We start from the raw sequence: 15,751 nt of genomic DNA on the forward strand, positions 1-15,751 counted from the left end.
TTGACTCGAAGGCGGCATCAGCAGAATGAACGATCCGGGCGGCACGACTCCGGGCGCTCCAGCGCGCAGACCACGCGCAGGCGCTCATCGCCGCGGCCTGACCCGTGCGTGGACGCCAGGCGCACGCAGGCGTGCCGCGTCGCTGGTGGTCGTCGCCCTGGTCGCGACCCTGGGCCTCGTCGTGCAGTCGGTGATCTCGGCCACCCAGTCCCCGGCCTTCGCGGCGGCGGGTGTGCCGGCGGCGCCGGTGCTGCTGTTCAACGAGACCTTCGAGAACGGCACCGGCGCGGACCCCGTGGATGTCGATGCGTACACCGGCACCGGCGGGATGACCTACACCGGCGACCCCTACTTCGTCGACCAGGCGAACTGCAACGGGGTGCTCGTCCAGTACGCCAACACGAACTTCCCCCTGACCGGTGTCTGCACCCAGCCCAACATTGCCGACTCCCGCAGCAACATCCGGCGGTTCGCGGACGTCCTCGGCCAGTTCAATGCAGGCGTGGTCGGCGGCACCGACGCCAGCCCTGCCAACGGCTCCACTGCCGCCACCCAGGCCAACCACGCCGTGGCCGAGTGGACCACCAGGAACGCTGCGGCTGCTGGCGCAGACATCGAGCTCCAGAGCACCGTGCTCAACCTTCCTGCGACGTCGTCGCGGTACGTGACCATGTCCCTCGATGTCGTCGAGGCCTCGTGCACCTACCTGGCAGGTGCGAACAACTCGAGGCTCGACTTCTACCTCGTCAACGGTGCTACCGAGACCAAGATCAACGTCAACCCCATCCGGGCCTGTACTGACAGCTCCACCCGTTCGTACACGTCGCCGTTCCCGCCGGGCGTCACGTCGTGGGGGAATGGCGGCAACGCGGTGCGGGCCGGTCGGTACTTCTCGGACAAGGCAGTTCTCCTCTCCCCAGCCGCCCTCGCGGCCCTCCAGATCCGGGTGCGAAACCAGACGCTCACCGGCGACGGCAACGACCACGCGTTCGACAACCTGCGCCTCCTCGACGCCACCCCGGCCCTGGACAAGTCGTTCTCGCCGACCTCGGCTCCGGTGGGTACACCCAGCACCCTCACCCTCACCGTCACGAACACCAGCGAGCTGGGTGGAAAGGACGACTTCGCATTCACGGACACGCTGCCCTCGGGGCTGACGGTTGCCAACCCGGCCGGAGCCACCACCACGTGTGGCAACGGCACGGTCACAGCCGTGGCAGGCGCCCAGTTGGTCGCGCTCAGCGGTGGCGACCTGGCCAGCGGGGAGACCAGCTGCACCGTCGTCGTCCAGGTCACGTCGAATGCTGCCGCGACCTACACGAACGGCCCCAGCAACGTCTCCACGTCCGGGCTCAACCCGCCCAGCGCCGCAAGCGTCACCTTCTTCAACACCGACTTCGGCGACGCGCCGGCCAGCTACGGCACGGCCACCGCGTCGCACAGCCTGTCCTCGACCCTTGCCGCGCCCACGACACCCACCCTGGGACTGGGCTCCTCGCGGGACATGGAGGCGGCGGCCGCCGTGAGTGCTGGCGGCACGGGTGACGACACCACCGGTAGCGACGACGAGGATGCGGTCAGCGGAACGCCGACACTCATCACGAACGGCCCCATGAGTCTTGCTGTGCCCTTGCGCAACACGACTGGGGCAGCGGCCACGCTCGCCGGGTGGGTGGACTTCAACGCCGACGGCGCGTTCCAGGCCACCGAGCTGGTCACCACCTCGGTTCCCGCCGGCGCCACCACGGCCACCCTGGTCTGGCCGACCAAACCCACGGCCTCGGCCGGCGCGTCCTTCCTGCGACTGCGACTCTTCCCAGGATCGGTCGTCACGCCCAGCCCCACCACCCCGGCGGTCGGCGGGGAGATCGAGGACCATCCCGTCGCCCTGAGCCGCTCCGGCATCGTGGTCGACAAGACCGCCAACGTCACCGCGGGCGTCTCGCCCGTTGCGGTGACCTACTCCTACGCGGTGACCGGGCAGCTCGAACCACTCAGGAACGTCACGCTGACCGACGACAAGTGCTCGGTGCCGGCCACCAGGACCGGCGACGTCAACGGCAACAACGTCCTCGAGCTGGGGGAGACGTGGGTCTTCACGTGCGCCGCGACCCTGACCTCCACCACGACCAACACGGCCACGGCGACCGGTATCGGGACCCTCTCCGGCGCCACCGTCACCAACACCGACACGTGGACGGTCACCGTGACCGCCCCGAGCCTCAACCTCTCCAAGACCGGCGGCAGTGTGTCGGGCCCGAACGCCGCAGGGGACTTCACCGCGACCTACACCGTGCGGGTCGCGAACACCGGCACGGCCGCCGGCACCTACGGTCCCATCGCCGAGACCCCGGCCTTCGCCCCCAACCTCGCCGTCACGGGCGCGTCCTGGACCGGTCAGGCCACGGGCAGCGCCACTGGCACCGGGCCGTTCGCCATCGGCGCCGCTGGGACGACCATTGCAGTCGGTGCCACTCACACCTACAACCTCACGGTCACCTTCCACTACTCCAACGCCACCCAGGCGAGTGCGTGCGCGGGGACCGGCACCGGGCTGTACAACTCGGTGGCCCTCGCCGCGGGCCAGGAGCAGGGCGCGACCACCGACAACGCGGCCTGCATCGCGCCACCGGTCCCGCCCACTCCGGCGATCGCCCTCACGAAGTCGATCTCGTCGACGGTCCCGAGCCCCCTCACCGGCGCAGGACAGACGGTGAACTACCGCTTCGCCGTGACCAACCCGGGCGTGGTCCAGCTGACGTCGCCGAAGGTCAACGACAGCCGCTGCACCCCGACCTACTCCTCGGGTGACACCAACGCCGACGGCATCCTGCAGAACGGCGAGACCTGGATCTTCACCTGCGCCTACGCGACGACACAGGCCGATGTCGACGCCGGTGCGGTCAACAACACCGCCACCGCCCAGGGCACCCCGCCGTACCTCAGCACCCCGGTGACGTCGCCTCCCTCGTCCACCTCGGTGACGATCGCCGAGGTCCCGGTGATCGACCTGACCAAGACGGCGACCGCGGTCACCGACGTCGACGGCAACGGTCCCGACGCCGGAGACCGGATCACGTTCGGCTTCACCGTGCGCAACGCCGGCAACGCCACCCTCACCTCGATCACGGTCACCGACCCGATGCTCGGCACCGTGACCTGCCCGCAAACCACCCTCGCGCCGGGCGCGTCGATGACCTGCACCTCAGTCGTCTACACGCTGACCCAGGCCGATGTCGACACCGGTGCGGTCAACAACACCGCGACCGCGCTCGGCACCACCGTCCGCGGCACCCAGGTCAACGACCCGTCCTCGACCTCGACCACGGTGGCCAAGTCCCCGGCCCTGACGCTGACGAAGGCGGTCGCCGGCGTCACGGACGTGAACGGCAACGGCGTCACCGACCCGGGCGACCGGATCCGCTACACCTTCACGGTCACCAACACCGGCAACACCAGCCTGTCGTCCGTCACGATCACTGACGACAAGCTCGGCGTGACCAACCTGGCGTGCGCCGCGGGTCCGATGGCGCCCGGCGCGACGGCCACCTGCACCCCCACGCAGACCTACACGGTCACCGCGGCCGATGCGACCGCCGGCACCGTCGTCAACAAGGCGACTGCCGGCGCGACCTCTGTCGGTGGAGCCGCGGTCACGTCCAACCAGGCCACCGCCACCCAGCCGGTGGCGACGCCGGCCAGCCTCAACGTGAGCAAGACGGCCGCCACGCCCAGCACCGTCGACCCCACGACCGGTCGTTTCACGGTCACCTACACGGTGCGCGTCACCAACAGCGGCCAGACGCCGACCACCTACGGCGTCCTCACGGACACCCCCGCATTCGCTGCGAACCTCGTCGTCGACGGCACCACGTGGAGCGGGCCCGTGAGCGGTTCGTCGAGCAGTGGCGGGCCCTATGCCCTGGCCCCCGCCGGCACCGCGATCGCCGGGACCACGACGCAGACGTATGCCGTGACCGTCACCGCCCACTACACGTCCTCGGCCGCAGCCGCCGCGTGTGGCGGCACCGGCACCGGGCTCTTCAACTCGGTGGCCCTGGCCTCGGGCCAGGAGCAGGGGACCACGACCGACAACAGCGCCTGTGTGACCCCGCCGGCCGCCCCGATCACCGGCCTCACCCTTACGAAGTCGGTCGCGTCGTACCAGGACGTCAACGGCAACGGCCTCACCGACGCCGGGGACCGACTGACCTACACCTTCGTGGCGCGCAACACCGGTTCGCTCGACCTGACGTCGACCAGCGTCAGTGACCCGAAGCTGGCCGCGGCCGGCATCACGATCGTCTGTGCCGACACCATCCTGTCGCCGGGGGAGTCGACCACCTGTTCCCCGTCCGGTCCCTACACAATCACCGCCGCCGACGTCACGGCCGGCAGCGTGGTCAACACGGCCACGGCGACGGGAACGCCACCGAACGGGCTGCCTTCGCCCACGGCCACGTCCTCGACATCGACGCCGACCCAGCGGGCCAGCCTCACCCTCGACAAGCAGGCCGGCTCGATCGTCGACGCCGACGGCAACGGCCCCGACGCCGGCGACACGGTCACCTACGCCTTCGTGGTCGAGAACACCGGCAACACCGCCCTGAGCAACGTCGTCGTCAACGATGCCCTGCTCGGCCTGACGAACTTCGCCTGCGGCACGGGCGCGCTCGCCCCCGGTGCGACCCGCACGTGCACGTCCCCTCCCCACGTGATCACCCAGGCCGACGTGGACACCGGTCGGGTCGCCAACTCGGCCACGGCGGTGGGGACGCCGCCGAACGGCGCCACCCCGGTCAGCGCCACGGACACCGCCACCGTGACCATCGCGCCACGCAACGAGCTGAAGCTGACCAAGGCGGCGAGCGGCATCAACGACCTGGACGGCAATGGTGCCGATGCCGGAGACACGATCACCTTCACGTTCTCGGTCCTCAACACCGGCAGCACGACCTTGACGAACGTCCGCTTCGACGACGCCCGGCTCGGGCTGACCAACGCCGCCTGCGTGCCCTCGCTGGCCCCCGGCGCCACCGCTGCCTGCTCGACGACGGTCGTCTACACGCTGACCCAGGCGGACGTGAACGCCGGTGGCGTGAACAACTCCGCGACGGCGACAGCCACTCCGCCGTCCGGGACGCCGCCGACCAGCACCTCCACCACGTCGACCTCGATCGCCAACGTCGCGTCGATCACCCTCACGAAGGCGGCCGGCGCAGTCTCGGACGCGGACGGCAACGGCCCGGACGCGGGGGACACGGTCACCTACACGTTCACCGTGGCCAACACCTCGAACGTGCCGCTGACCTCGGTCTCGATCGACGACGGCAAGCTCGGCCTGGTCGACCTCGTCTGCTCCACCGCCACGCTGAACCCGGGACAGAGCGTCACCTGCGCGAGCCCGGCCTACGTCCTCACCCAGGCTGACGTCGATGCCGGACGCGTGGACAACACGGCGACGGTGAGCGGCACCTCACCGAGCAATGTCGTGGTCCAGGCCAGCGCCTCGGCCACCCGGACGTTCACCCCGGTCAACTCGATCGCCCTGGTCAAGACTGCGAGCGCCGTCAACGACGTCGACGGCAACGGCCCCGACGCGGGTGACACCATCGCCTACTCGTTCACGGTCACGAACACGGGGCGGCAGTCGCTCACGCAGGTGCTCGTGTCCGACCCCCTGCTCCGGATCAGCAACCTCCTGTGCACCGCTGGTCCGCTGGCGCCGGGTGCCTCCGCGACGTGCGCCGCTCCGACGCCCTACGTCCTGACCCAGGCCGATGTCGACGCTCGCAAGGTCGACAACACCGCCTCCGTGACGGGCACGCCGCCCGGCGGCGCCCCCGTGACCAACGCCGACACCGAGACGGCCGGCTTCGCGCCCCTCAGTCGCCTGGCCCTGGTGAAGGCGGCGGGCACGGTCACCGACGCCGACAGCTCCACCACCCAGAACGCCGGCGACACCATCGTCTACACGTTCACGGTCACGAACACCGGAGCGACGTCACTCGACCCCATCGCAGTCACCGACCCGATGCTGGGTGCGGGGACGGTCACCTGCCCCTCGGGCCGCCTGGCCCCGGGTGCGAGCGTCACGTGCACCAGCACGGCATACGCCCTGACGCAGACGGACATCGACGCAGGCCGGGTGGACAACACGGCCACGGCCACGGGTGGCGTCCCGGGTGGCGGCACGGTGTCCGCCACAGACCAGGAGACCAAGCCGGTCGCTCCGACCAACGCCGTGGAGCTGACCAAGACCGCGGGCACCGTGACGGACGTCGACGGAAACCTCCGCCCCAGCCCCGGTGACACGATCACCTACTCGTTCACGGTCAGGAACACCGGTGGCAGCACCTTGACGCACCTCGTCCTGACCGACGGGTTGCTCGGGCTGTCGAACTTCCTGTGCTCCGAGGGACCGCTGGCGCCCGGCGCCAGCCTGACCTGCACCTCGCCGGTGACCTACCCGCTGACCCAGTCGGACATCAACGCGGGCAAGGTCGACAACACGGCAACGGTCACCGGCACGGCCAAGGCGGGTGCCAACCCGTCGGACTCGGACGCCGCCACCGCACCAGTGACCCGGGTCGCGGCCATCGAGCTGACCAAGACCGCCTCCGTCCCCACGACGGCCGGAGGGCAGCTGCCCGGCTCGACGGACGCCGGTGACACGATCACCTACACGTTCACGGTGACCAACACGTCCAACGTGACGCTGACCGACGTCGGCATCGACGACGGCAAGCTCGGCCTGAGTGGCTACACGTGTGACGACGACAGCCTCGACCCCGGCCAGATCGTCACGTGCACGCGGACCTACACGATCACGCAGGCGGACATCGACCTCAGGGCGGTCAACAACACCGCCACCGTCGAGGGCACCGACCCGCAGGACAAGGTCGTCACCGACGAGGCGACGGCCAACCGCGCGCTCGCCCCGGTCAGCTCGCTGGTCCTGGACAAGCAGGCCGGCACGCCGACTGTCGCGAACGGGGCCAATGCCAGTGCCACCGACGCCGGCGACACCGTCACCTACACGTTCGTCGTCACCAACACCGGCGTCACCTCGCTCACCACCGTGCGGATCTCCGACGCGAAGCTCGGCCTGACCGACTCCTTCTGCGCCACCGGACCGGTCGCCCCGGGCGCCTCCGTCCAGTGCACGGCGACGGCCACGCTGACCCAGGCCGACATCGACGCAGGGCGGATCGACAACCAGGCCCAAGCCGGCGCCGCGTCGCCCAACGGCCCCGTGACCGCCACCGACACCGCCACGGTCGCGGTCACCCCGGTCAACGCGATCAGCCTCGTCAAGTCGGGCTCGTCCGTGGTCGACGCGGACGGCAACGGCCCGGACGCCGGTGACAGAATCAGCTACACCTTTGCCGTCACCAACCAGGGCACCACGACGCTGGCTCCGGTCACCATCACCGACAGCAAGCTGGGTCTGACCGACCTCCCGTGCGTGACGACCCTCGCCCCCGGCGACACGGCCACCTGTGCGGCGCCCTCGGACTACCTGTTGACGCAGGCAGACGTGGACCACGGCGCGGTCGACAACACCGCGACGGCGACGGGTGACGCCCCGGCCGGCCCCGACCCGACGGCGGTCGACTCCGAGACCGTCCAGGTCGCCAACCTCGCGTCGCTGACCTTGGCCAAGACCGCTGGTGCAGTGAGCGACGTCGACGCGGGCGGCCAGGACGCCGGTGACACGGTCGTCTACACCTTCGTCGTCACCAACGTCTCGAACCTCACCCTCACGAACGTCGTGGTCACGGACCCGATGCTCGCCGGTGCCGGCGTGGGCCTCTCCTGCCCGGCCACGACCCTCGCGCCGCGCGCCTCGATGACCTGCTCGTCGGCGCCGTACGCGCTGACCCAGGCCGACATCGACCGCGGTCGCGTCGACAACACCGCCACGGTGCGCGGCACCACGCCGCAGAACGGTTCGGTCCAGGCGACCGACCCGGCCGACGTGGTCCTGACCCCGGTCAGCAGGATCAGCCTCGACAAGACGGCAGGCGCGCCCACCGATCCCGATGCCAACGGCCCCGACGTCGGTGACGCGGTGACATACACGTTCACCGTCACGAACACCGGCGCCACCACGGTCTCCAACGTCGCTATCGACGACGGTCTGCTCGGCCTGACCGGCCTGGTCTGTGGCACCGCGCCGCTCGCTCCCGGCGAGTCGACCGAGTGCACCGCGACCTACTCGCTGACCCAGCAGGATGTCGACAGGGGCCGGGTGGACAACACAGCCACCGCCCAGGCGACCAGCCCGAACGGCACCGTGTCTGACAGCGACCCGGCGCAGGTGGTCTTCACCCCGCGCAGCTCGATCATCCTCACCAAGACCGCGGGCAGCATCACCGACGTCGACCAGGACAGGCGCACCAGCCCCGGCGACACCATCGAGTACTTCTTCACGGTCCAGAACACCGGCAGCACCACGCTCACGGATGTCACCATCGACGACCCGAAGCTGGCCCTGTCCGGTCTGGTCTGCACCGCGGGTCCGCTGGCTCCCGGTGCCACGGCGACCTGCGAGGCGACGAAGGTCTACGCGCTGACCCAGGCGGACGTCGACGCCGGGTCGGTCGACAACACGGCGACGGCGACCGCTGACGCCCCGCTGGGTGCCGACCCGACCGACACCGACGACGAGACCCGCCTGGTCGACCGCGTGACCGGCATCGACATCGTCAAGAGCGCGGGCACGCCCACCACGAGCGCCGGCCGACTCCCCACGGTCACCGACGCGGGCGACACGGTCGTCTACACCTTCCGCGTCGAGAACACCTCCAACGTCACCCTGACCGACGTCACGGTCAGCGACGCGATGCTGGCCGCGGCCACGGTCGCGGTCACCTGCCCGACGGCGACGCTGGCTCCCGGTGCGGTCATGACCTGCACCTCGGCGGGCTACCCGCTGACCCAGACCGACATCGACGCCGCGCGAGTGGACAACCTCGCCTCTGCGGCTGCCTCGAGCCCGGCCGGCCCGGTCTCCGCCTCCGACGTCGAGGACCTCGTGCTGACCCCGGCCAGCTCGATCACCCTCGACAAGACGGCTGGCACCCCCACCGATGTCGACGACAATGGCTTCGACGCCGGCGACACCATCGTCTACTCGTTCGCCGTGACCAACACCGGTGCGACGACGCTCGACAGCGTCACCATCGCGGACCCCCGGATCGGGCAGCCGGGTATGCCGTGCGGCTCAGGCCCCTTGGCGCCCGGCGCCGTGCGTGGCTGCTCCGCGCCCGCCTACGTGCTGACCCAGGCGGACGTCGACGCAGGCGGCTTCACCAACAGGGCCACGGCGTCGGCGACGCCGCCGGGTTCGACCCCGCCCGTGACAGCAGTCGACTCGGTGACCGTCACGGTCGGCTCCTCGCCTGCCCTCACCGTCCAGAAGACCGCGGGCACGCCGACGGTCGCCGCGGGCCGGCTCGCCACCGCCACCGACGCCGGTGACACCGTCGTCTACACGATCACCGTGGCGAACACCGGCAACGTCACCCTGGACCCGGTGCTCCTCACCGACCAGCGGCTCGGGCTGTCCGGCGTCCCCTGCGATGGCACCACGGCGCTGGCTCCCGGGTCCGCGGCGACGTGCACGTTCACCTACGAGCTGACCCAGGCCGACATCGACGTCGCGGATGCCGACAACCTCGTCGTCGCCTCGGGCACCCCGCCGACGGGCCCGGCCATCACACCGCAGGACACGGTCCCGGTCCCGCTGACGCCCGCCCCGGCACTGTCGCTGGTCAAGAACGCCTCGGCGATCAACGACCTCGACGGCAACGGCGCCGACGCCGGTGACACCATCGACTACTCGTTCACCGTCACCAACGACGGCTCGACGACGCTGTCGCCGGTGACGATCACCGACCCGCGGCTGGGGCTCACCGATCTCGAGTGCGTCGCGACCTTGGCCCCCGGTGCCACCGCAACGTGTCCGGCCCCCGCGGCCTACGTGCTCACCCAGGCCGACATCGACGCCGGTACCGCGACCAACCTCGCCACCGCGACCGGTGACTCCCCGGTCGGCACCGACCCGAGCGACCAGTCCTCGACGACGACTCAGCTGACCAACGTCGGCTCGGTCGTGCTGACCAAGACGGCCGGCACCCCGACGGTCTCCGCCGGCACCCTGCCCACCGTCACCGATGCGGGCGACACCGTCAGGTACGCCTTCACGGTGACGAACACGTCCAACGTCACGCTGACCTCGGTCGAGGTCACCGACGCCCTGGTCGGGACCGTGACCTGCCCGGCTTCGACCCTGGCGTCGCACGCCTCCATGGACTGCACCGCCGCTCCCTACCGGCTGACCCAGGCCGACATCGATGCCGGTCGGGTGGACAACCACGCGACGGTGGCTGCCCTGGCGCCCGGCGACAAGCCGGTGAACGACGCGGACGACGCGGCCGTCACGATCACCCCGCAGGGCGGCCTGCGCCTGGACAAGTCCGGTGCTGCACCGACCACCTCGGCCGGCCGTCTTGCCACGACCACCGATGCGGGTGACTCGGTGACGTACACCTTCACCGTGACGAACACCGGCTCGCAGACGCTGAGCCCGGTGACGATCGCCGATGCCCGCATCGGCGTCACCGCTCTGACCTGTGTCACCGCTCTGGCACCCGGTGCGACGGCCGAGTGCACGGCGACGTACGTCCTGACCCAGGGCGACGTCGACGCCGGTCGCGTCGACAACACCGCGACAGCCAGTGGTATGCCGCCGGGTGCGAGCGTCTCGCCCGTCACCGACACCGACGACGACTCCGTGGTCATCGCCCCGAGCCCGTCGATCAGGATCGACAAGACCGCAGGCACGCCGACCGTGGCTGCCGGCCGCCTCGGCACCGTCACCGACGCGGGAGACACAGTTGACTACACCCTCGTGGTCACCAACACCGGCAGCGTGTCACTGAGCTCGGTCACGGTGACCGACGAGAAGCTCGGGCTGTCCACTGCGGTCTGCGCCGGCGTGACCTCGCTGGCGCCGGGTGCCTCGGCCAGCTGCAGCTTCACGTACACCCTGGGCCAGCCGGACATCGACGCCGCCGGTGTCGACAACACGGCCTCGGCCAGTGGCAACCCGCCCACCGGCGCGCCCGTCACCCACAGCGACTCGGTGCACGTGGCAATCGTGGCGCGCAACGCCCTGTCGCTGGTGAAGTCCGCGTCCCAGGTGGTCGACGTCGACGGCAACGGCCCCGATGTCGGTGACACGGTGGACTACACGTTCACCGTCACCAACGACGGCTCCGGGGTGCTGGCCCCGGTCACCATCACCGACGCCAAGCTCGGCCTCGTGGACTACGTCTGCACCACGTCGCTCGCGCCCGGCGCCAGCACCACGTGCCCGGCTCCGGCGGCATACCTGCTCACGCAGCAGGACGTCGACAACGGCGAGGTGCTCAACACGGCCACCGCCACCGGCGGTGCCGGGACCGGCACGGACCCGACGGCGACCGACGACGCCACGGTGGACGTCAGGAACCTCGCGTCACTGGTGCTGGACAAGGTGGCGGGAGCCCCGACCGTTGCGGCCGGGCGGCTGGCCACGGTGACCGACGCCGGCGACACGGTGCGGTACACCTTCACCGTCACCAATGTCTCCAACGTGACCCTGACCGACGTTGCGGTGAGCGACCCCCTGCTCGGCGCCGTCACCTGCACTGACACGACGCTGGCACCGCACACCTCGACCACCTGCACGGCGGCGCCCTACGTCCTGACCCAGGTCGACGTCGACGCCGGTCGGGTCGACAACACTGCGACCGCCACGGCCACGGACCCCGACCGCGCCACCGTGAGCGGCGGCGACACTGCCGTCGTGCTGGTACCGGCCGCGAGCTCGCTGTCCCTGGACAAGCAGGCCGGTGCGGTCACCGACACGGATGTCCCGGTCAACGGGGCGGGTGACCTGGGTGACACGATCACCTACACGTTCCTGGTGACCAACACCGGCAACACGACGCTGACGATCGTCTCGATCTCCGACCCGGCGCTGAACCTGGCGGCCTTGCAGTGCGTGGCCACGCTGGCGCCCGGGGAGGCGACCACCTGCACCGCGGTGCACGCCCTCACCCAGGACGAGGTCGACGACGGAGGCATCATCAACACGGCGACCGCCACCGCGGTCCCGCCGAACCCGAGCGACCCGCCGGCCACCGGCACGGACACCGCCGTCACGACGGTCGCGAGCGACCCCTCCGTGACGATCGAGAAGACCGCCGGGAGGCCGACGGTCGCCAAGGGTCGCCTCGACACCGTGACCGATGCGGGAGACACGGTCGTCTACACGCTGCTCGTCACCAACACGGGCAACGTCACCCTCGACCCGGTGCGCGTCACCGACGCCAAGCTCGGCCTCGACTCGGTGGTCTGCGACGGCGGCAGCAGCCTGGCTCCCGGAGCCAGCGCCACCTGCGCCTTCAGCTACCCGCTGCTCCAGTCGGACATCGACGCGGGCAGGGTGGACAACCTCGCATCGGTGTCGGGCACCCCGCCGACCGGCGCACCCGTCAGCTACACGGACCTCGCACGGGTCGACCTGACCCCGACCAATGCCCTGTCGCTGACCAAGACGGCTTCGGCAGTCCATGACCTCGACCGCAACGGCCCTGACCTGGGTGACACGGTGGACTACAGCTTCTCCGTCACCAACGGCGGCAGCACCACGCTGGCTCCGGTGACCATCACGGACAGCCGCCTCGGCGGCCCCGCCTTCACCTGTGTGGCTTCGCTGGCTCCCGGCCGCACCGCCACCTGTGACGGGCCCGCGCCCTATCTGCTCACGCAGGCCGACGTGGACTCCGGTGCCGTCGTCAACGTCGCCACCGCGACCGGCGACGCCCCGGTGGGCACGGACCCGACCGATACGTCGACCGCCACCGTGGACGTGGACAACCTCGCGACCATCGCGCTCCTCAAGACGGCGGGTGCGCCGAGCGTCGGCGCGGGTGCCCTGACCACCGTGACCGACGCGGGTGACACCGTGACCTACACGTTCAGGGTCACCAACACCTCCAACGTCACCCTCGAGGCGCTCGAGGTCACCGACCCGAAGGTGGGCCGGGTGACCTGCCCGCAGGACTCCCTCGCCCCGCGCGCGTCGATGACCTGTACGGCGGCCCGGTACGTCCTCACGCAGGCTGACGTCGACGCTGGGCGGGTGGACAACACGGCCTCGGTCAGCGCCACGAACCCGGAGGGCGACCCGGTCGGCGCGACCGACTCCGAGGTCGTCACGATCACGCCGCGCAACGCGGTCTCGCTGGCGAAGTCGGGCGCAGCCCCGACGGTTTCCGGAGGAGCCCTGCCGACTGTCGTGGATGCTGGAGACACCGTGACCTACACCTTCACCGTCACCAACGACGGCTCGCAGACGTTGAGCCCCTTGAGCCTTGACGACGCCAAGCTGGGGCTGGTCGGCCTGACCTGCGCCCGGTCCCTCGCCCCGGGCGAGAGCGCCGACTGCACGGCGGTCCACCCGCTCACCCAGGCTGACGTGGACGCCGGCCGCGTGGACAACACGGCTGTCGTCACAGGGACACCCCCGGGCGGGGCGGCGCCGGTACGCGGCGACGACTCGGCGACCGTGTCCTTCACCCCGGCGGCCTCGATCGACCTGACCAAGCACTCGTCGGCCATCGTCGACGTCGACGGCAACGGTGCAGACTCCGGCGACACCATGACCTTCGACTTCCTCGTCGAGAACACCGGCGCGCAGACCCTCGCACCGGTGACGATCGACGACCCGATGCTCGGGCTGGTCGACGTGCCGTGCGTGGCGTCACTGGCGCCGGGCGACTCGGCGACCTGCGAGGCCCCGGTCCATGTCCTCACCCAGGGCGACATCGACGCCGGGCAGGTGGTCAACACCGCCACCGCTACCGGAGACGCCCGCACCGGCACGGATCCGACGGACGAGTCGACGACCCGGACACCCCTGACCAACCTCGCCACGATGACGATCGACAAGTCGGCAGGCGCCGTGGTCGATGTCGACCACAACGGGCAGGACGCCGGCGACACCGTCACCTACTCCTTCGTCGTGGCGAACACCTCCAACCTCACCCTGACCGGGGTGCAGGTGACCGACCCCAAGCTGGGCACCGTCAGCTGCCCGTCGACGACGCTCGCAGCCCACACGTCGATGACGTGCACGGCCGCGGCATACGTCCTCACGCAGGCGGACATCGACCGGGGTCGCGTGGACAACACGGCGACGCTCGTGGCGACCGGCCCGCAGGGCTCGTTGCCCTCGGTCACCGACACGGCCGCGGTCACGCTGACCCCGGTCAGCGCGATCGGGCTGGTGAAGTCCGCCAGCGCCGTCGCCGACCTCGACGACAACGGCACGGACGTCGGCGACTCGGTCACCTACTCGTTCACCGTCACCAACAAGGGGACCACCACCCTGGAACCGGTGACCGTGACCGACGCAAAGCTGGCCCTGGCCGGTATGCCGTGTGGTTCCGGACCCCTGGCTCCGGGCGCCTCGCGCACCTGCGCCGCTCCGGCCTACGCACTGACCCAGGCCGACCTCGACGCCGGTCACGTGGAGAACGCAGCCACCGTCACGGGTCGCGGCCCCGGTGGAAGCAGCGTGACGGCCGATGGCTCGGTCTCGTTCCAGACCGCCGGCCCGAGCGCCATCACGCTGCGGAAGACGGCGACCCTCAACGACCGCGACGGCAACGGCGCGGCAGATGCCGGTGAGACGATCGACTACGGACTCACCGTCACGAACTCCGGGTCCGTCACGTTGACCTCGATCCGGATCACCGACGCCATGCTGGGCATCGACGATGCGCTCTGCGCGCGTGGACCGGTCGCGCCGGGTGAGTCGGTGGCTTGCACCGAGCTGGTGACGAGCCACCGGGTGACGGCCAGCGAAGTGGCCGCCGGTCAGGTGCGCAACGTCGCCACCGCCACCGGCGAGGGGCCGGGTGGGCAGGTCGTCCGGGATGCCGATGCGGTCACGACGCCGGCCGATCCGCCCGCCGGTCCACCTGGGCTGGAGTTTCGAGACGACCCGAGCCCGCTTCCGGACGGTCTGGCCTTCACGGGAAGCAACGCTTTCACCATGCTGGGAGCTGCGCTCGCCTTGCTCGTGCTCGGATTCCTGCTCCTGCTCGGGCGCCGCCGTGCTGACGGTCACCCGGCCGCCGCTGCCGGCAGACACCGCGGGTAACAGGCCTCGCGAGCAACAGACACCGCAAGCAACCAGACACCGCACTCAACCAGACACAGCAAGCAACAGACAGACAGCCCAAGGAGATTTGACGTATGCGTTCGCCTTCCATCGTGATGAAGGGTGCGGTCCTCGGCGCCGTGCTGCTGGCGGCTGCGGGCTGCCAGGGGGAGAAGGGGACCGACACCCCGAACCCCAACCCGCCGGCCACCGTGACCGCTTCGCCACCCAAGACCCAGCCCGCCGGAGCGATCAAGGACCTGCATGACGCCACGTGCACGTACGCAGCAGGCGCCTGGTCCTTCTCGGGCGAGCTCACCAACGCTGGAAAGGCGAAGGTGACCTACACCGTGATGGTGGCCGTCGCCAAGACCGACGGCGGCACCGTCCTCGGTTCCAAGCAGATCACCCGGACGCTGGCTCCCGGAGAGTCCGCCACCGTCAAGGCGGACAAGTTCTACAAGGGAAGCAACAAGGGTGTGTCCTGCGTGCCCAGCGCCACCAAGGCACCCGCCTGAGTCGCACGAC

2 protein-coding genes are annotated in these 15,751 nt (G+C 70.4%); both read left to right on the top strand.

Annotation, left to right across the window (positions count from 1 at the left end; translation table 11 throughout):
- Nucleotides 1–145 precede the first annotated feature (145 nt).
- Nucleotides 146–15,223 carry a DUF7507 domain-containing protein gene (locus tag AC1DWP_RS14920; protein WP_477615260.1) on the top strand — a complete coding sequence of 5,026 codons (15,078 nt, stop codon included), beginning with the start codon at nt 146–148 and terminating at the stop codon, nt 15,221–15,223.
- Nucleotides 15,224–15,318: 95 nt separating this feature from the next.
- Nucleotides 15,319–15,741, top strand: a complete 423-nt coding sequence (locus AC1DWP_RS14925) for a hypothetical protein (protein ID WP_477615261.1) — start codon at nt 15,319–15,321, stop codon at nt 15,739–15,741.
- The last annotated feature ends 10 nt before the right edge of the window (nt 15,742–15,751 follow it).

This window comes from Pedococcus sp. P2_F6 (assembly GCF_056403675.1).

What these genes read in the sequence shown, in the direction of transcription:
- AC1DWP_RS14925 (WP_477615261.1), top strand. Translation starts at nt 15,319, where the DNA reads ATGCGTTCGCCTTCCATCGTGATGAAGGGTGCGGTCCTCGGCGCCGTG.